The organism is Arcobacter caeni, assembly GCF_003063245.1.
Taxonomy (GTDB): Bacteria; Campylobacterota; Campylobacteria; order Campylobacterales; family Arcobacteraceae; genus Aliarcobacter; species Aliarcobacter caeni.
In genome coordinates this window covers 177,889-197,221 of sequence record NZ_MUXE01000003.1, presented here as the reverse complement: position 1 = coordinate 197,221, position 19,333 = coordinate 177,889, and the positions used below count along the sequence as shown (strand labels likewise).

Genomic DNA, 19,333 nt, shown 5'->3' with positions numbered 1-19,333 from the left:
TATGTCTATACTTTGCGTAAAAAATCTCTCAAAAAGTTTTGAAAAACAAAAAGCATTAAACAATATATCTTTAGAAATAAAACCAAATAAAATCACAGGAATTGTAGGACCTGATGGTGCTGGAAAAACTACACTTTTGCGAATACTTAGTGGACTTTTGAGTTTTCAAGCTCAAAAAGTAGAAGTTTTAGACTTAGATTTAAATACAAATATACAAACTATTCAAGAACAAATAGGATATATGCCACAAAAATTTGGCTTATATGAAGATTTAACTGTGGAAGAAAATTTGCGATTATTTGCTGATTTACAATCAATTCCTTTGGATAATCTTCAAAATAGAATAGATGAACTTTTACACTTTACTTCGCTGTATGATTTTAAAGATTTTTTAGCCAAAAATCTTTCAGGTGGAATGAAACAAAAGTTAGGCTTAGCAAGTGCTTTGATAAAAAAACCAAAACTTCTACTTCTTGATGAACCAGGAGTTGGAGTTGATCCAATTTCCAGAAAAGAACTTTGGAGTATGGTTGAAAATCTCACAAAAGAAAATGTGACGGTTTTATGGAGTACAGCATATCTTGATGAAGCTGAACTTTGTGATGAAGTTTTACTTTTAAATGAGGGAAATATTCTTTTTTTTGGTAATCCAGATATTTTAAAAGATAGTATGAAAGATAGAGTTTTTGACATAATTGGCGAAATAAAAGACAAAAGAGAGACTCTTCAATTAGCTTTAAAATATGATTATATAAAAGATGCTTTGATTTTAGGAAATAGTATCAAACTCATTTGTGATGAGTCAAAACTTTTGCCACAACTTGAAGATATAAAAGCTTCTAATTGTATTTATAAAAAATCAATTCCAACTTTTGAAGATGGTTTTATGAATATTTTAAAAGCCAACTTTGATGGTGTTTCAAAACTAGCCGAACAAATTGAACCTATAAAAACTCAAGAAGATACTGTTATAAAAGTTAAAAATCTTACAAAAAAATTTGGCTCTTTTGTGGCAACTGAAAATATTAGTTTTGATATAAAAAAAGGAGAAATATTTGGACTTTTAGGACCAAATGGAGCTGGAAAATCTACAACTTTTAAAATGCTTTGTGGCTTAGTAAAACCGACAAGCGGAGAAGCTAGTGTTTTGGGTTATAACTTTATGGATTCATCTTTAAAAGCCAGAAGAAGAATCGGTTATATGTCTCAAAAGTTTTCACTTTATGCGGATATTAGTGTTTATGAAAATCTAAAATTTTATGCGGGAATTTATGGATTAAAATTTGAAAAGAAGAGTAAAAAAATAGCGAATATGCTAGATATTTTTGACCTACTTAGGTTTAAAAATACCCATGCAAAAGATTTACCACTAGGATACAAACAACGGCTTGCCCTAGCTTGTGCTGTTATGCACGATCCTGCTGTACTTTTTTTGGATGAACCTACAAGTGGAGTTGATCCAATCACAAGAAGAGAGTTTTGGAATCATATTTATGCGATGGTACAAAAAGGAATGACGATTATGGTTACCACACACTTTATGCAAGAAGCAGAATATTGTGACCAAATAGCTTTGATTTACAAGGGAAAAGCAATAGCAATTGATTCTCCTCACGAATTAATCCTCAAAATTTCACCAACGGCAACTATGCAAGAAGCATTTATTGAACTTATAAAAAGAAGTGATGATGTTCAAAATTAGAAGATTCAAAGCACTTTTTATAAAAGAGAGTTACCAAATATTAAGAGATCCAAGCTCTATATTAATAGCAGTTATTTTACCTTTGATGTTACTTTTTTTGATGGGATATGCGATTTCACTTGATTCAAAAAATATTCCTGTGGGAGTTGTAGTTGAGCAATCTTCAAAATACTCTTTGAGTTTTTTAGATGCCTTTAGAATGTCAAATAGTTTTAATGTACAAGTTGGAAATAATAAAAAAGATTTTGAAGAAAAACTTCAAAAAGGAACTATTCGAGCGATTATCGTAATTCCTGCTACTTTTGCAAAAGATTTAGAAACACAAAATACAAAAATACAAGTTTTAGCAGATGGAAGTGAACCAAATATTGCAAGTTTTGTTCAAAAATATACAAGTGGAGTTTGGAATAATTGGCTTATTCAAGAGGGATTTGCCAAAAAATCAACAAGCGCATCTATGGATATTCAAACAAGATATTGGTTTAATGCGCCACTTCTTAGTTCTTATTTTTTATTGCCTGGTTCTATTGCCATTATTTTAACGCTAATTGGTACACTTTTAACGGCTTTAGTGGTTGCTCGAGAATGGGAAAGAGGAACGATGGAAGCCATTATGTCAACACCAATTACAATTATGGAACTACTTTTAGGAAAACTTCTGCCCTATTTTATACTTGCGATGATTTCCATGTCCATTTGTGTTTTGATTGCAATATTTTGGTTTGAAATACCATTTAGAGGTTCTGTTTTTTTACTTGTTTTTGCTTCTGCTTTATATTTAATGCCATCATTAGGTTTGGGTCTTTTGATTTCAACTTTATCAAAAAATCAGTTTGTAGCAGCTCAAGCTGCACTAATAGTTGGATTTTTACCTGCGTTTTTACTCTCTGGTTTTATTTTTCAAATCAGCAGTATGCCTTTATGGCTTCAGTATTTAACTCATATTATTCCAGCTAGATATTTTATAGAAGTTTTACAATGTATATTTTTAAGTGGAGATATTTATGAAGTAATTCTTCCAAATCTCTTTTCTTTATTAATTGTGGGAACAGTTATATTTGTAATAATCATAAAAATCACTAGAAAAAGGTTAGACTGATGCTTTGGATTTTTCAATTATTAGCTTTGATGAAAAAAGAGTTTTTAGCCATTTGGAGTGACAAAAAGTCAAGAACAATTATCATAATTCCACCTTTAATGCAACTTTTTATTTTCTCATTTGCGGTTACTTTAGAAGTAAAAAATATAGATATTGCAGTTTTAGATAGAGATAACAGCACAAAAAGTCAAGAAATCATAAGAAATCTAAGTTACAGTAATTCATTTACAAATATTTACCAATTAGAAAGTCAAGAACAACTAAAAGAGTACATAGATACCCAAAAAGCAATATTAGCTATTTCCATTCCTCAAAACTTCGCTCAAAAAATAGCTAAAAACGAAGAAGTAGATATTCAAATCATTGGCGATGGAAGAAAATCAAACAGCGCACAAATTGCCCAAAGTTATATACAAACTGCCATTTCAAAAGTCGTAAATTCACAAGCTATAAATAATACAATAGTTAGTCGAAATCTTTATAATCCAAATCTTGACAATTTTTGGTGGATACTTCCAAATCTCATGGGAAGTTTATCTATGTTGGTGGCTTTATTATTAACAGCATTATCAGTTGCAAGGGAGAGAGAACTGGGTACTTTTGAGCAGCTTTTAGTAGCACCTCTTTCTTCAACTATTTTGATAATAGGAAAAACTATTCCGCCACTTTTGATAAGTGTTGTGGAAGCAAGTATCATATTTCTTGTGGCAATAATATTTTTTAAAGTGCCATTTGTGGGTTCTATATTTATACTTTTTTTAGGATTGATTTCATTTTTATTTTCAATAGTTGGAATTGGACTTTTTATCTCTTCCATTTCATCAACCCAACAACAAGGAATCCTAGGAGCATTTGTACTAATGGTTCCATATATTTTGATGTCAGGATTTGCAACACCCGTTGAAAATATGCCCCAATGGCTCATACCATTTACAGATATTATCTCACTAAAATATTTCTTGATTTTACTAAAAGGCGTTTTTCTAAAAGATATAAGTTTTGATATGGCAATAGCACAAATAGTTCCAATGTTGGTTTTAGGTTTTGTATCCTTATTTTTTGCTTCGTGGATGTTTAGGAAAAAGATTCAATAAACTTTTGATACAATCCAATCTTATTAAAAAAAGGAAATTACAATGCCATTATTAGATAGTTTTAAAGTTGACCACACGATTATGCCAGCACCTGCTGTTAGGGTTGCTAAAACAATGAAAACACCAAAAGGTGACAATATTACAGTTTTTGATTTAAGATTTTGTGCGCCAAATAAATCAATGTTAAGTGAAAAAGGTATCCATACTTTAGAGCATTTATTTGCAGGATTTATCAGAAATCATTTAAATTCTGATACTGTAGAAATCATTGATGTTTCTCCAATGGGTTGCAGAACTGGTTTTTACATGAGTTTAATAGGAACTCCTGATGAAAAAACGGTAGCCACGGCTTGGGAAAAAGCGATGAAAGATGTACTTGAAGTTAAATCACAAAATGATATTCCAGAACTAAACGAATACCAATGTGGAACTTGTGCAATGCATTCACTTGATGAAGCAAAAGAGATAGCTAAAGATATTTTATCTTGTAAAATCGGTGTTATGTCAAATGAAGAGTTATATCTTTGTGATGATAAATTAAAAGCTTTAGGAAACTAAAAAGTGCTTCAGAAATTGAATCTTTTTAAAGAGTTGTTTTCTCCATATATAAATATTTCTATTCTTCATATAGATAACTCTTTAAATTTAATTGATTCAGCTTTAGAAGAAGTAAGAACACAAAATGAAGGAAATATAAAATATATTTCCTTCATAGATGAAGATTCAGCGAAACTAAAAGCAACATCTAGAGAGTTCGAATATGTAGTTTTAGGAGATATTTTATCTTTTTGTAAAAATCAAGAAACAATCTTAAAACTTATGTACAAAGCTCTTGAAAATTCAGGAAATATAATCATCCTAGAAAAAATCTCAAATGATAATAAATATGAACTTTTAGATTTACTTGAAAATATTGGTTTTCAAGCACCAAATTGTATTGAACTTTTTGATGATTTTTATATTTTTACAGCAAAAAAAATGCACCATTGGGATAATGGCTTATAAATTTTGCAAAATAATATAAACTCTCTAGTAGCCACAAAAGATGGTTCAAATACACTATTTTCACAAAAGTACAATCAACACTATCACAATCCTGATGACGGAGCTATAAACGAAGCTTTATCAAAACATATAATTCCAGCTTTTACATATCACGCAAACAAAAAAGAGCTTAATATTTTGGATATTTGTTTTGGTATTGGATATAACACTTTTTCTACTATTTATTATATTTTGAAAAATAATCTTGATATAAAACTAAATATCTTTTCACCTGAACTTGATGGAAATTTAGTAAAATCTTTGGAAACTTTTGAGTTCCCAAAAGAGTTTGAAGATATAAAACATATTATAAAAGCAGTTGCTAAAACGGGAAAATATGAAGATGATAAAATCAAAATAGAAGTTTTTATTGGTGATGCTAGAAAGTATATAAAATCATTAAGTAAAAACTCTTTTGACATAGTTTATCAAGATGCTTTTTCAAGTGAGGTAAACTTTGAACTTTGGACAAAAGAGTATTTTGATGATATTTTTATACTTTGTAAAAGTGATTGTATTATGAGTTCTTACGCAGTTGCGACACCAATTAGACTTAGTATGAATGAAGCTGGATTTTTTATCTATGAACATCGACCGATAAAACGAAAAATCACTTTGGCTTTTAGACAAAAACAAGATTTAGTTGGGAAGTTTGTGGATATGGAATTAAAAAAACAAAGAAATAGACAAGCTGTTGCACTTCACGATAAGTAGTTTTAAAAACTACTTATTATTTTGAAAGATTTTCTAAAATATACTTTTCTAAATCTCTTTTTGAAATTTCATCTTTTATAGATTTTTCAAAAATCTCATCTATTTTTTGAGAATAATCTTCATAAGAAAAAAATGGAAAATGTAATTTCCATGATCTAATTATCAACTCTTCAGTCATTGTATCTCTCATTTTATCTCTAAAAAAATTGAATCCAATAAAAATAGCAGCAGTAATAGCCATAGCACCCAAAATAGAAATATGTGGGTCAATTTTTACAAGAGGCTTATGAGTTAAAAGTGAAATTGGAACTATTATTGCTAATACAATTCCTATATAAACTTGATAAGCTCTAACAAGTCTTATTCTAAATCCCAATTTTGCTGGGTCGACATGCATTCCATCGTTGTGTTGTCTATTTGCAACTAATAAATCTTTTAATAATATTGGTTGCTTAGAAATAGTATAAACATACTCTAAAAGCTTATTTTTAAATGTTTTTTCTTTAGACATAATATATTCCTAAATTTAATAATTCGTATTTTATCTTACTTTGTTATAATATTGCGTTAATTAACGATTAAATTATTTAAAAAGGAGTGTCTTGAAAAAGTTAATGTTTATTTTCATATTAGGCATTTTTTCTTTTTTAAATGCTTCAAATCTTCAAAAAACATCTGTTCAACTTTTTTGGCTTGACCAATTTCAATTTGCTGGATTTTACGCAGCTGTTGAAAAAGGTTTTTATAAAGATGCTGGATTAGAGGTTGAACTAAAAAAATATAATAATACAGATGCTGTTGAAGAAGTTATAAATAATAAAGCCGATTTTGGGATAGGTTCAAGTTCCCTAATAATCGACAAATCAAATGGAAAAGATATTGTTTTATTAGGTACACTTTTCCAATCTTCTCCTATAATTCTTCTTGCTTTAGAAAATTCTAATATTAAATATCTTGAAGACATAAAAAATAAAAAAATAATGATTACAAAAGATCAACAAGATTTTGCAACTCTTAAATCTATGATTATAAGTAAGGGTATCAATATCTCTGATATACAAATATTAGAACACTCTTTTAATATTGATGATTTAATAAATAAAAATACCGATTTAATGTTATCGTATATTACAAATGAGCCTTTTTTACTTAAAGAAAAAGGATATAACAGCAGAATATTTAAGCCTAAAGATTATGGTTTTGATTTTTATGAAGATATTATTTTTACGACAAAAGATTTTGCTTCAAATAATCCAAAACTTGTAAAAGATTTTTATAGAGCAACTATTTTAGGTTGGGAATATGCTTTTAATAATATTGACGAAATTGCAAAATTAATCTATGAAAAATACAATCCACAAAATAAAAGTTTAGAACATCTTATTTTTGAAGCAAATGAAATGAAAAAATTAGCTTTTGATAAAGATGGAAAAATTGGAACAATCACCCAAGAAAAACTTAATCTAATAATAAATACTTACAGAGTATTAGGTTTAATTAAAAATGAAATAAATTCAGAAGAGTTTATTTATACAAAACATCATGAGAATAATTTCTTATTAGATGAGAATGAAAAAAACTATTTAGAACATAAGAAAACTATAAAAATGTGTGTTGATCCAAACTGGATGCCTTTTGAAAAAATTGAAAAAAACAAACATATAGGAATAGCGGCTGATTACATAAAAATAATTGAAGATAAAATCAAAATACCTATTACTTTAGTTCCTACAAAAACATGGAGTGAATCTTTAGAGTTAGGACAAAAAAGAGATTGTGATATATTTTCTTTAATTAGAACAACTCCCGAAAGAGAAAAATATCTAAATTTTACAACTGCATATTTCAGTATTCCTTTAGTTATTGCATCTGATATAAATGCTCCTTTTATAAATGATTTTTCACAAATAAAAGATAAAAAACTAGCCATTATAAAAGATTATGCAATCGGAGAAATCCTTAGAATGAAATATCCAAATATCAACTTTATTGATGTTAAAGATATTCAAGAAGGACTAAATCTTGTTCAAAAAGGAAAAGTTTTTGGATTTATAGATACGCTTTCAACTATTGGTTACCACATTCAAAATGGCTATATTGGTCAATTAAAAATATCGGGAAAATTTGATGAAATTTGGAATTTAGGAGTTGGAACAAGAAATGATGAACCAATTTTAAATGATATTTTTAATAAAGCAATAAATGATATTTCACCAACTCAAAAACAAGAGATTTTAAACAGATGGATTTCAGTAAATTATCAAAATAGCTTAGATTATAACTTCTTCTATAAGGTTATGGCAGTTGCAATTATTTTTATTTTTATTCTAGTTTTATTTTATAGACAATATTTATTAAAAAAATTAAATTCTCAATTAAGTGAAAAAATAGCTATTGAAATCAAAAAAAATGAAGAAAAAAACAGAATTTTAATCCAACAATCAAGAATGGCTTCAATGGGAGAAATGCTTGAAAATATTGCACACCAATGGAGACAACCTCTTTCAACAATAAGTGTTGCGGCATCTGGAATGGAAGTTAAAAAAGAGTTTAGTACATTAAGTGATGAAGAGTTTTTTGAAGCAATAAATCACATAAAAAAAGCAACTTCGTATTTATCAAATACTATTGATGATTTTAGAAACTTTTTTAATCAAAAAAGAGAACATTCAATAATAAATATAAATAGTGTTGTAGAAAAAGCTTTGGATTTAATGGGTGATAGTTTTATTAAAAATAAGATTCAAGTTATAAAAAATATTGAAGATTTAGAATTTTTATCTTTAGAAAATGAACTTATCCAAGTTTTAATGAATGTTTTTTCAAATGCAAAAGATGTTCTAAAAAGTATCTCAAAAGAAGATAAATATATTTTTATTGATATATCTAAAAAGGATGAGTTTATAATCATTGATATAAAAGATAATGCTGGTGGAATAAAAGACGATATTATTGATAAAGTTTTTGAACCATATTTTACAACAAAACATAAGTTCAAAGGTACTGGAATTGGACTTTATATGAGTAAACTTTTAGTTGAAAAACATCTAAAAGGAATTATTGGTGTAAAAAACTGTGAATTTTCCCACATAGATAAACCTCATATGGGAGCTTTATTTAAGATAGTTCTTCCAATTCAAAGTGTTAATTAGTTCTTTATTTCTTTATCAACTTTTACAGTAAATAAAGCTCCATCTTCCACATTTACTACATTTATATATCCATGCATATTTCTTTCAATTATATTTTTTGACATATAAAGACCAATTCCCGTTCCTTGGGTTTGGTGTCTTGTTGTGAAATATGGCTCAAATATTTTATCAATAATTGAAGTATCAACTCCACCTGCATTGTCTTTAATTTTTACCAGTGCAAAATGATTTCCATCTTTTATTTCAAGCTCTATTTTTGGATTTTTAATCTGTCTTTCTATTAAAATATCTTTAGCATTACTTAAAAGATTTAGGATTACTTGTGAGTATTCAGTTTTGTATCCATTTATTGTTACATCTTGAGTTATATGAAAAATGACTTTTATTCCATGGGCTTTTAATGAAGATTCTAAAATAAAATAGGCATCTCTACAAGCTTTTTCAATACTAAAAACCTCTTTTTCTCCTTGTGGTTTAAAAAAGTTTTGGAAATCTGAAATAGTTTGTGACATATAAGCTGTTAGTTTATTTGCCTCTTTTATTTTAGATTCCATATACTCTTTTGTGAATTTATCAAAATCATATGTAACTTTCATATTCATATGAATTGCAGATATTTGAGCTAGTGGCTGTCTCCATTGATGGGCTATGTTTCCTATCATTTCTCCCATGGAAGCTAGTTTTGATTGTTGGATTAAAATTTGTTCTTGCTCTAATCTTTTATTTATCTCTTCTTGGATTTTGAATTCTAAGTTATCTATCATATTATTTATCACGATTTTTAGCTCATTTAGTGCTTCATTATTTGTATCTTTTGAGATTCTTGTTCCTAGATTTCCTTGTTCGATATTTTCTAGAACTTTTGTGGCATTTTTAATAAACTCGATATTTTGTTCAATATTATTTTGAGTAATAGAAACATTTTGATTTATGATTGTTGCCATTTGATGAAATTCATCTTTTGATTTTATTTCTATTTTTTTTACGCTCTTTTTTTTATGATTTAAGTAATCAAAAAAATCTTTTAATCCATTTTGAACAGCATAAATTGATGTAACAATATTATTTGAAATCAGCCAACCAATAATTGTAGAAATTAAAAGTATAAAAATAATTGAAGTAAGTGTTCCTATTTTTATAGTTTTTGTCTGAATAACTGCATTATTATAAGCAAGTGTTGAATTATTTAAAGAGTTTGTTTGTATGTCTAAAAGTGCTTTTAAAAGTATATTAAACTGCTGTCTGCTTGATGTTGTTTCGTTTATATAAGCAGCTTCTTCAAAACCTTCATTTAAATCATTTTTTATCTCTTGTATAAGTATTTTATATGAACTCCACATTTCAACAATAGTTTTTTTATCCTTAGAAAATAGCTCAAACTCTACATCTAAAGCTTTTATTAACTCATTTAAATTATTTTCAATATCTATTCTTAGAGTTTTATTTGGAGCCATTACAAGGGATTGTGTTAATTCTCTTACTTTATAAAGTGGTGTGATTTTATTATTTTGAAGCTCCAAAACCTCTTGAGAACTACTATGAACTTCTTTTAAAATTTCTTTATTTTGTTCACTTATATTTATTGATTTATATGCCAAAGTTCCAATTGATAGGCATAAAATCAAAAACAAAATTCCTAGTTTATATTTTATATTTATATTATTTATTAGTTTCATATTATTCTACTATTCTTAATGCTTTCATTGATTTTTTTGAGTTCTCATCATAGGGTTTTCCTTGCCTTAACGACCAATGATTATTTGATATTTCTATTTGCCAAAGAGGAATTATTCCACCTTGATATGGTTTGTAAATAACTTCTTTATTAACTGCAATTACTTTATTTGGCGAGGGAACGCTTAGAGTATATGCCATATCTTTTGCTCTAAAAAGTATATCTTTTGTAACTTCTTCATATTCTGAACTTCCAATTTTTGAGTTGAAATACTTTTTTATATATTCTTGCATCAAATCATCTTTTCCAATAGTTGACCAAGCACCAGCTGTTTCATAAATAAAAAATACACTCCAAGGATTTTGATAATACCAGTCATCATCTCCCCAAACTAATAAATCCCACTCTTGAGTATTTTTATTTGTATTTGTACTTAAGAGTTGTTTATAAATATCTTTTTCACTATTTGTGATTGTATAGTTAAAAACTACTCCATATTTTTTTAGTTGGAACTCTATTCCTTTTAATAAAAACATAAATTTATCTTGAGTAAAAATATTTAAATTTAGTCCATTTAAGAGTTTGAAAATCTCCTCTTCTGTCATTTTTATCTCTTCAAACTTATAATCTTTTGCTATTTTTTTAACTATTGGATAATTTATAGATGCTGCAAATGGCGATATTTTTCCCTCTTTTTTATATACAAAATTTAGTAAATTTTCTTGATTTAAAGCTTGATTTAGTGCTTGTCTTATTTGTTTATTTTGAAGATTTTTATTTCCATTTATTAGGTTAAAAAATATTACAAAATTATCTGTTGATTTTGAAACAATCAATTTGGCATAAGGTGAAAGGATAATGTCTAGTTTTTTATTAAAAGGAATTGGTACAAAATCAAGAACACCTTCTTTATCGCTTATATCATCTATGGCTTTTTCAATATCAAGTTGCGTATATACGGTGATTGATTTGATTTTTGGATACTCTTTATTCCAATAATATGGATTTGCTTCAAGCTGTAGTTTTTCACTTTGCATCTCGCCCATAGCGAAACCTTCTTTTATAATATAAGGTCCCATTCCAAAAGCACCAGCTGCTTTATTTGCTGTTCCTGTTTCTTTTCCTATTGGTTTATAAGTATCTAAATACTCTTTTGTATAAAAATAAACTCTTGCTAAGTCTGTTAAAAACATCTCATATTTTTGTTTTAAAACTATTTTGAATTTGTATTTATCAAGTGGTATTACATCAAAGTCTATTTTGTCAATATTTGTATATAAAAAAGGATATTTTTTAAAATAGTTTAGATTATAAACCACATCTTCCATAGTGAAATCTTGCCCATTTTGAAACTTTAGATTTTGCCTTAATTCAAAAATATATGTAAAATCATCAATTTGTTGATGGGATTTTGCAAGTTCATAAACCCAAGTTTGTTCATTATCATAAGAACGAATTAATCCTGAATTTGTGGCTTTTGCAATGTATGAATAAGGAATTGAGGGTAAAAAGATATTTATGTGGGATTTTGGATGTAGTTGTTGGGCTAGATTTTTAGAACTTTCATCTTTTCTAAATTCAAATTTTGGGACAATATAATCTTGGCAAAAGGATAAATTTACAAAGCATAAAAGTAAAAAAACTATTTTATACAAAACGGTAACCAATACCTGAAAGATTAAATATTATATCTGTTGGAAGTTTTTTTCGCAGATTTCGAACCAGCGAACGAAGTGCGCTATCAGTCATAATATCATCAATCCAAACTTTAGTTTGTAACTCTTCATAAGTTACCATTCTATTTTGGTTTTGGATTAAAAGTTCAAAAAAACTAAGCTCTTTTTTGTTTAAAAGTATTATCTCTTTTTTGTATTTTAACTCTTTTTTATCATAATCGTAAGAGTAGTCAATATCTACTCCTAAAAGGATATTGTTATTAAAAGCAATCGTATCCAGACACTTTTTAAAAACCTCAAAAAGTACATCAAGTTCGATTGGTTTTACTATATATTTCTCCATTTTAAGCTCAATTGCTTGGAATAAATACTCTTTATCTGTATATGCTGTTATCATTATAATCGGCGTTGTTTTATCAGTTTCTCGCACTTTTTTTACAAACTCAATTCCATTTAAAATAGGCATATGAATATCTGTCATTATAATATCAGGTCTCTTTTGTACATAAAGTTCATAAGCTTCTTGACCGTTTGATGCTTCAAGAACTTCTTTTACATAATAACCTAAACTATCTGCGATATTTTTTCTAATACCTTCTTCATCTTCAGCATAAAGAAGAGTTAAACTTTGTAGTTTTTCAATTATCTCTTTAGTCATATTCTCTTCCTTTGCTTTTAAGTCTTATTTTTTTATTTCTTGTTTTTTATCAGGATTAAATCCATTGTTTGCATTTGCTTTTAGGTATCTTGCTAAATATTCAGCTTCATCCTCATAAAGTTGTGCAAAACCTTTCATAGTTCCTAAAATCGCATCCCATTCTAACATTGTATGTTCTTTTGTTTGATGAGCTGCGTGACATTGAGTACATGTTTCATAATAATATTCTTCGTGTTCTTCCCAAACCTCAGCTACATCTTTTGTCAAATAACCTTTTTCAATAATAGCTTGAACTTTTTTTTCTTCCCCATCTTTTCCAAAAGGTTTTTTATCATTTGATGCCATTAAAAGAGATTTATCTTTATTTGTATAAAGTTTATCTTCAAATGAAATCCCTGAAAACTCTACTAAAACATTTTTATCATCTACATTTTTCACTATTGATACAGGAGTTCCTATATAAAGAGTTGCTTTATTATTGTCTATTTTAACATCTGTTGTTTGAAAAACAAACATATTATTTTCACTGGCTTGTGAAAAAGTACTAATTGTAACTAATGTTATTAATAATTTTTGTAAAATCGTTTTCATCTCAAGCTCCTTTTATTTTTGGTGGGTTATAAGCTAAATTTGGACTAAGAACATCTATTTTTCTAATAGCAACTAAGTTTGAGTTAGCTGATGTTGCATTTGTCATTTGTGATGTTGGTCTTGATGATGTTAAAACATTTACTTGACCTGAATTACATCTTGGTCTTTTTTGTGAACTATCCTCAGGCGAATACCAAGCTCCCTCTTCAATAGCTGCAACGCCATCTCTAATTGTATTTGTTACAACAACCCCTGCTAAAATACTTCCTCTATCGTTATAAACTTCTACAACTTCTCCATCTCTTACACCAAATTTTTTAGCATCATTTGGAGAAATTCTAATAGGTTCTCTTCCTTGAACTTTATGTACATTTTGAACCCAAGTATTATCTAATTGTGTATGAATTCTATATGTTGGGTGTGGAGAAACTAAGTGTAGTGGATATTTTTTCACTAACTCTTTATTTCCTAACCACTCTTTTGGTTCAAACCACATAGGATGCCCTTTAAAATCATCATAATTATAACTTGCAAACTTATCTGAGAAAATTTGAATTTTTCCAGTTTCTGTTTTTAGTGGATTACTAACAGGGTCTTTTCTAAACTCTTCGTGTCTTACATACTTTCTAGCTTCTTCTGGAATTTCATAATGAACACTTCCTTTTTCCCAAAACTCTTCAAAAGATATATTCATTTCTCTTTTTGCATAAGATTTTGAATAAAGACCTTCTATCCAATCTTTTACACTTCTATCTCTTGTATATTTTTTTTCAGTTCCAAATCTTTGTGCCAATAAAGTAAATATTTCATAATCATCTTTTGCTTCATATGCTGGTTTTACTACTTGTTTCATGGCATAAATTCTATCATTTGAATATGACATTCCAGAAGCTATATCATCTCTTTCAAGTGTTGTAGTTGCTGGAAATACAATATCAGCCATTTTAGCTGTTGGTGTCCACCAAGGCTCTAAAACAACAATAGTATCAAGTTTTCTCATAGCTTCAATTAGTTCATTTACATTTGGTTGGTGTCCTATTGGAGAACCTCCAGCACTTAACATAAATTCAACTTTTGGATAAGTAATTGTTTTACCTTTATATGAAACTGTTTGACCTGGTTTATTAATCAAGTCACTCATTCTTGAAGCTGGAATAGTAAGATTTACAGCTCCACCTTTTCCTTGACTAAGTCCTCCAACAGTTCTTTTTCCAGAAGCAGCATCTCCTCCACCTTCATAGTGCATAGAAAATCCAAATCCACCACCTGCAAGTCCAACTTGACCAATCATTGATGCAAGGGTAATAATAGACCAATCCACTTGTTCACCATGTTCAGCTCGCTGCATTGCCCAGTTTCCAGCTATGAAAGTTCTATTTGATACCATTAGGTCTGCTAAATCTTCCATAGTTTTTGCAGGAACTTCTGTTAGTTTTTCAGCCCATGCAGTAGTTTTATCAATACCATCCGTTTTACCTAAAAGATACGGTAAAAATTGATCAAACCCATGTGTATATTTTTCTAAAAACTCTTTATCATATTTACCTGATTTATATAAGTAGTTCATCATTCCCATCATCATAGCAACATCTGAACCTGGTCTTATTTTAATCCAATCAGCTTTGAATTCTTGTCCTGTTGTTGTATAAATAGGATCTATTAAAACCATTTTAATTCCAGCTTTTTTATACTCTTCATAGGCATCATAACATCTGTGGTTTGGTACAGAATATCCACCTCTATTTGTTTTATATAAATCAGCTCCCCATAAAACCATTACTTTTGTATTTGCAATGATTTGTTCATGGGCTGTTTGAATAGAATAAACTTCCATGTCTCCAACAACCGTTGTGTTTACAGGACCAGCGGCACCATTACTATATTCTCCAGCAGTTGCCACAGCACCACCAATTTGGTTAAAAAATCTTCCTGCAAGAACATTTGGTTTAAAAGCACCTGGATGTGACCAAACACTATAAGAAGCATTATAGATAGCTTCGTTTCCACCATTTTTTTGTGCTTTTTTAATTGCATTTGCAGCTAAATCAAGAGCTGTATCCCAAGATACTCTTACAAACTCTTCTTTTCCTCTTAAAGCACCATTTCTTTTCCCCTCAAGGTAAGATTTTCGTACGACTGGATATTTCACTCTTGAATCACTTGTTACTCTATCTGCTAATGCTCTTGTCATTACTGTTGGGTTTGCGTCTGAATCTAATTGTGAAGTAATATCTACAATCTTTCCATCTCTAACATGGGCATAAAATGCTCCAAAGTGAGAAGCGTGGGGAATTTTTATAGTTTTTGACTCTAAAATACCTGCAACTACACTACTTGTAGTTCCACTTATTGCTAAAACGGCTGTTCCCAAAGCGCCTTTTTTAAGAAAGTCTCTTCTTGAATTTGTCATTTTCTTTTCCTTTATTGGATTGTTATAAGAGAATGGTAACAAGAAAAAAGAGCAAAATAATCGAATAAATAAATTTCTTTTTTCGATTATTTTGCTTTTTTTTTGAGTTATGCTTCCCAATATTAAAGGAGTTAATATGAAAAAAATTAGTCTAAGTTTGGTTGTGATGGCAACTATATCATTATCAAGTGTATTAAGTGCAAATACATTAGGTGAAGCTTTAAGTAATGGAAAAGTATCAGGTGATTTAAGTGCTACTTATGAGGGAAGAGATTTAAAAAAAGATTTAAATGCTTATTATCATGATACACAATATAGCGTTGGTTCAATTGGACTTAATTATAAAACTGCAGATTTTTATAATTTTGGTGCAGTAGTAGGATTTAGAGCATATAAAACTTTATTTGAAGGGGACTCTCATAAAGAAACAAGTACAGGTTTTGGTGATGCAAGTGAAAGATTTTATGAAACAGGGAAAAATAGAAATGCTGATTTAGAAAATGCTTATATCTCTTATGATTTAGAAAATCTTCATATAAAAGCAGGTCGTCAAGCACTTTCTACTGAATGGATAGATAAAACACAAGATGCAGTTAGTTTATTCACAAAGTTAAATGATACAGATGTTGAGATGATTTGGACAAATAGACAAGGAAGAGTAAGCTCAAGAGATTACAGACCAATGACACAAGTAAACCCAGAAAATGGTGGTTTATATAAACTAGGAATCACACAAAACTTCACTGATAATATCTCTGCAAAAGCTTATGGATTAACAGCACCCTCATTAAAAGATATTTATGGTGGAAAATTAAACTTTAAAAATAAAGTTAATGATATTGATTTTGGAGCAATGGCACACTATGCACAAACAAATGAAGATGTGAATAATGTTGAAAATAGTAATATCACAGAACTTACAACCTTTGCAACAATTTCAGGTTTTAAAACAACTTTAGGTTATATCCAAGTTGATAAAGACGCTGAGTTTAAATATATTGCAGGTGAAACTATAAATCCTTTTGAAGAAGGTGATCAAATTTATTTAAAAGATGCGAGAACTACATATTTAATGTTAAGTAAAAAAATCGTAGATGTTAAACTTACAGCACTTTATGGAATCACAAAATATGAAGAATTCAAAAAATCTGAGTTTAATCTATGGGGAACTTATGAACTTGTTAAAAATTTAGATTTAAATATCGGTTATGCATTTACAAATGAAGATAATAGTGATGCGAACACTACAAACTTACAACAATTAAATACAACAATCGCATATATATTTTAATCTATAAAATTTAAATACCCCTAAGTGTCAAAATAAAGACTCTCCTAAAATTTCGACTTAGGGGTATTTTCTATAAAAATTTACTTTTTAGAATTTAATTTTTTATAGACATTTCTAAAATCTTAGCTACTTTATCTAAAGTAATATTTCCTTTTTCACCAAGGGCTGTCATACCATGTGTTTCTAGTGCTTTTGTGATATTTTGTATTACTTTATTATCTGTTTTATATGCACTTAGTTTTGTAGGAACTCCGATACTTTGGTACATAAATTCAATTGCTTCAATTACTATTTCATAATTTTGAGGCATATTAAAAACTTCTTTTCCCATTTGAAGCAATTTTTCTTTTTTATCTTCTATCATCACTCTTAAAAGATATGGTTGAACAACTGCTAAACTTTGTGCATGGTCAAGTCCATAAAATGCTGTAATTTCATGTCCTATCATATGTGTTGCCCAATCTTGAGGAACACCTGAACCAATAAAGCCATTTAGTGCTTGATTTGCTAAAAGCATAAGATTTTCTTGCCATAAAGCTGTTCTTCTATTTTCCCAATTTAATGATAAGTTATGTAAACCCTTTAAAATAGTTTGTGAATAACCATCATGCAAAAGTGAGCTATTTGGATATGTTAAATATTGCTCACATGTATGAACAAAAGCATCAACTAAACCATTTGCTAGTTGTCTATCATCTAAAGTAATCATAACACTTGGGTCTAAAACTGCAAATTTTGGATAAACCAAAGGTGAGCCAAAATATCTTTTTTCATTTGTTGATTTTTTTGAAATAACAGCAGTTGCATTTGATTCACTTCCTGTTGCTGGAAGAGTTAGAATAGCTCCCAAAGGAAGAGCTTTTTGCACTTGTTTTGAACCATCTAAAAAATCCCAACCATCACCATCATAAAGTGCGGCTGCTACTAAATATTTACTTCCATCAATAACAGAACCACCACCAACAGCTAAAACGAAATCGATTTTTTCATCTTTGATAATTTTTACTGCTTTATTTAAAGTCTCAAGAGATGGATTTGGTTCAACTCCACTAAATTCTAACCAAGTGTAACCCTCAAGTGCTGTTTTTACTTGATCGTAAACACCATTTTTTTTGATACTTCCACCACCATAAACAACTAATACTTTTAATTTTTTATCAATATAATTAACTATCGAGCTAATTTTGCCACTTCCAAACTCTATTGCAGTTGGATTAAAATATGTATAATTCATAATATGCCTTTATAATAATTTTGAAGACTTATTATAGGATAATTAACATTTCTAAAGGATTTTAATCATTCTAATTTTCCCAATATTTTTAGATTTTCAATCTCAAATTTAGAAAAAGCAAACCACTTTTTACCCAAATCTTTGAGACTTGCTCCTAAATGATAAATATCTTTTTTATCAATAATCAGAAATCTATCATGAGAATTTTTGAACTCTTTTAATTCTATATTTTTGTATTGCTTTTGATATTTCTCAAAATCAAGTTTGAGTTGTTTTGAAATATTTTGAGTATAAATTTTGATTTTAATATTTGGATATTTCGAGAATATTGTAAAAACTGTTTCATCAATGTAGTTATCAATTAAGATTATTTCACTAATTGCTGTTTTTATTAAATCATTTACAAAAACATAAGCATCGAATATTTGTCCATCATAAAATATTCCTTGTTTTGGTTTTAGTGTTTTATTTTCAAGGGTATTTGAAATATTTTCTACCTTTGATTTTAAAAATCTCACTTCATTTTCCAAAGATACAAACCTATCATTTGTAATCTTATCAGAGTTGATAACAAAGCCGTTTTGAATATAGTTTTTAAGAACTGATGTCGCCCATTGTCGAAATCTCACACCTTTTTGTGATTTTACACGATAACCAATAGAAATAATAACATCCAAATTATAGTATTCAATATTATATATTTTTCCATCTATTGCAGTTGTCGCAAAATTTGCGACAACTGCAATTCTGTTTAGCTCACCATCATTAAAAACATTAGTAATATGTTTTCCTATGGTTTTTACATCTCTTCCAAAAAGTTCAGCTATTTGGTTTCTGTTTAACCATACCGTTTCATTTTCAAGAGAAACTTTTAGTTCTAATTCCCCATCATTATAAACTATAATATTTGATTTATTTTCTTGCATTTTTAGCCTTTGAAATTTATAGAAGAATTATATAAACTTTTTTGATTTGAACTTGAAAATATTGCAG

Annotated in this window: 16 protein-coding genes; 8 read left to right on the top strand and 8 right to left on the bottom strand. The window is 28.5% G+C overall.

From position 1 onward, the window contains the following. Nucleotide 1 precedes the first annotated feature (1 nt). Genes B0174_RS03435 through B0174_RS03410 form a run of 6 tightly spaced genes read left to right on the top strand, consistent with a single transcriptional unit; the run spans nt 2 to nt 5,653 of the window. Nucleotides 2-1,702: an ATP-binding cassette domain-containing protein gene (locus B0174_RS03435; RefSeq protein ID WP_108558254.1), complete on the top strand. Its 1,701-nt coding sequence runs from the start codon at nt 2-4 to the stop codon at nt 1,700-1,702. After that, nucleotides 1,689-2,801: an ABC transporter permease gene (locus tag B0174_RS03430; protein ID WP_228156404.1), complete on the top strand. Its 1,113-nt coding sequence runs from the start codon at nt 1,689-1,691 to the stop codon at nt 2,799-2,801. The genes B0174_RS03435 and B0174_RS03430 overlap by 14 nt, the downstream gene beginning before the upstream one ends. Next, the gene (locus B0174_RS03425; RefSeq protein WP_108558252.1) at nt 2,801-3,895 is read left to right on the top strand and encodes an ABC transporter permease; all 1,095 of its coding nucleotides are present in this window, start codon (nt 2,801-2,803) and stop codon (nt 3,893-3,895) included. The genes B0174_RS03430 and B0174_RS03425 overlap by 1 nt, the downstream gene beginning before the upstream one ends. Nucleotides 3,896-3,937: 42 nt before the next feature. Beyond that, a complete protein-coding gene (luxS, locus tag B0174_RS03420) occupies nt 3,938-4,453 on the top strand; it encodes an S-ribosylhomocysteine lyase (RefSeq protein ID WP_108558251.1) in 516 nt (171 codons plus the stop codon). Between the two features lie 3 nt (nt 4,454-4,456). Beyond that, a complete protein-coding gene (locus B0174_RS03415; protein WP_108558250.1) occupies nt 4,457-4,900 on the top strand; it encodes a methyltransferase domain-containing protein in 444 nt (147 codons plus the stop codon). Nucleotides 4,901-4,903: 3 nt separating this feature from the next. Then, nucleotides 4,904-5,653, top strand: coding sequence for a tRNA (5-methylaminomethyl-2-thiouridine)(34)-methyltransferase MnmD (locus B0174_RS03410; protein ID WP_108558249.1), 750 nt, complete (start codon nt 4,904-4,906; stop codon nt 5,651-5,653). A gap of 16 nt (nt 5,654-5,669) precedes the next feature. On the opposite strand, the gene B0174_RS03405 is transcribed toward B0174_RS03410, so the two are convergent. After that, nucleotides 5,670-6,164 carry a hypothetical protein gene (locus tag B0174_RS03405; protein WP_108558248.1) on the bottom strand — a complete coding sequence of 165 codons (495 nt, stop codon included), beginning with the start codon at nt 6,162-6,164 and terminating at the stop codon, nt 5,670-5,672. 91 nt (nt 6,165-6,255) lie between these two features. Here B0174_RS03405 and B0174_RS03400 point away from each other — a divergent pair, with 91 nt between their 5' ends. Continuing rightward, nucleotides 6,256-8,805, top strand: a complete 2,550-nt coding sequence (locus tag B0174_RS03400; RefSeq protein WP_108558247.1) for an ABC transporter substrate-binding protein — start codon at nt 6,256-6,258, stop codon at nt 8,803-8,805. On the opposite strand, the gene B0174_RS03395 is transcribed toward B0174_RS03400, so the two are convergent. From B0174_RS03395 to B0174_RS03375, 5 genes are read right to left on the bottom strand one after another with little or no spacing between them, the layout of a single operon-like run. After that, on the bottom strand, nt 8,802-10,430 hold the full coding sequence (locus B0174_RS03395) for a sensor histidine kinase (RefSeq protein WP_165790383.1): 1,629 nt from the start codon (nt 10,428-10,430) through the stop codon (nt 8,802-8,804). The genes B0174_RS03400 and B0174_RS03395 overlap by 4 nt on opposite strands. A gap of 52 nt (nt 10,431-10,482) precedes the next feature. Beyond that, complete coding sequence (locus tag B0174_RS03390) at nt 10,483-12,135, bottom strand: ABC transporter substrate-binding protein (protein ID WP_165790382.1); 1,653 nt, start codon at nt 12,133-12,135, stop codon at nt 10,483-10,485. Then, nucleotides 12,128-12,814, bottom strand: a complete 687-nt coding sequence (locus tag B0174_RS03385) for a response regulator transcription factor (RefSeq protein ID WP_108558244.1) — start codon at nt 12,812-12,814, stop codon at nt 12,128-12,130. Before B0174_RS03385 ends, B0174_RS03390 begins: the two co-directional genes overlap by 8 nt. Before the next feature lie 24 nt (nt 12,815-12,838). Continuing rightward, entirely contained in the window at nt 12,839-13,405 is a 567-nt protein-coding gene (locus B0174_RS03380; protein ID WP_108558243.1) for a hypothetical protein, read from the bottom strand. A gap of 1 nt (nt 13,406) precedes the next feature. Beyond that, nucleotides 13,407-15,815 carry a molybdopterin-dependent oxidoreductase gene (locus B0174_RS03375; protein ID WP_108558242.1) on the bottom strand — a complete coding sequence of 803 codons (2,409 nt, stop codon included), beginning with the start codon at nt 15,813-15,815 and terminating at the stop codon, nt 13,407-13,409. A 136-nt stretch (nt 15,816-15,951) separates the two neighbouring features. On the opposite strand from B0174_RS03375, the gene B0174_RS03370 reads away from it, so the two are divergent. Then, nucleotides 15,952-17,106, top strand: a complete 1,155-nt coding sequence (locus B0174_RS03370; protein WP_108558241.1) for an Opr family porin — start codon at nt 15,952-15,954, stop codon at nt 17,104-17,106. A gap of 94 nt (nt 17,107-17,200) precedes the next feature. On the opposite strand, the gene B0174_RS03365 is transcribed toward B0174_RS03370, so the two are convergent. Together B0174_RS03365 and rhuM are read right to left on the bottom strand one after the other, a co-directional pair. Then, nucleotides 17,201-18,340 carry an iron-containing alcohol dehydrogenase gene (locus B0174_RS03365; RefSeq protein ID WP_108558240.1) on the bottom strand — a complete coding sequence of 380 codons (1,140 nt, stop codon included), beginning with the start codon at nt 18,338-18,340 and terminating at the stop codon, nt 17,201-17,203. A gap of 65 nt (nt 18,341-18,405) precedes the next feature. Next, nucleotides 18,406-19,266, bottom strand: a complete 861-nt coding sequence (rhuM, locus tag B0174_RS03360) for a virulence RhuM family protein (RefSeq protein WP_108558239.1) — start codon at nt 19,264-19,266, stop codon at nt 18,406-18,408. Between the last annotated feature and the right edge of the window lie 67 nt (nt 19,267-19,333).

Excerpts from the sequence above, each read along its gene's own strand:
- luxS (WP_108558251.1), top strand. The coding sequence starts at position 3,938 with ATGCCATTATTAGATAGTTTTAAAGTTGACCACACGATTATGCCAGCA.
- B0174_RS03380 (WP_108558243.1), bottom strand. The coding sequence starts at position 13,405 with ATGAAAACGATTTTACAAAAATTATTAATAACATTAGTTACAATTAGT.
- B0174_RS03405 (WP_108558248.1), bottom strand. The coding sequence starts at position 6,164 with ATGTCTAAAGAAAAAACATTTAAAAATAAGCTTTTAGAGTATGTTTAT.
- B0174_RS03430 (WP_228156404.1), top strand. The coding sequence starts at position 1,689 with ATGTTCAAAATTAGAAGATTCAAAGCACTTTTTATAAAAGAGAGTTAC.
- B0174_RS03425 (WP_108558252.1), top strand. The coding sequence starts at position 2,801 with ATGCTTTGGATTTTTCAATTATTAGCTTTGATGAAAAAAGAGTTTTTA.
- B0174_RS03370 (WP_108558241.1), top strand. The coding sequence starts at position 15,952 with ATGAAAAAAATTAGTCTAAGTTTGGTTGTGATGGCAACTATATCATTA.
- B0174_RS03435 (WP_108558254.1), top strand. The coding sequence starts at position 2 with ATGTCTATACTTTGCGTAAAAAATCTCTCAAAAAGTTTTGAAAAACAA.
- B0174_RS03365 (WP_108558240.1), bottom strand. The coding sequence starts at position 18,340 with ATGAATTATACATATTTTAATCCAACTGCAATAGAGTTTGGAAGTGGC.
- B0174_RS03375 (WP_108558242.1), bottom strand. The coding sequence starts at position 15,815 with ATGACAAATTCAAGAAGAGACTTTCTTAAAAAAGGCGCTTTGGGAACA.
- B0174_RS03385 (WP_108558244.1), bottom strand. The coding sequence starts at position 12,814 with ATGACTAAAGAGATAATTGAAAAACTACAAAGTTTAACTCTTCTTTAT.
- rhuM (WP_108558239.1), bottom strand. The coding sequence starts at position 19,266 with ATGCAAGAAAATAAATCAAATATTATAGTTTATAATGATGGGGAATTA.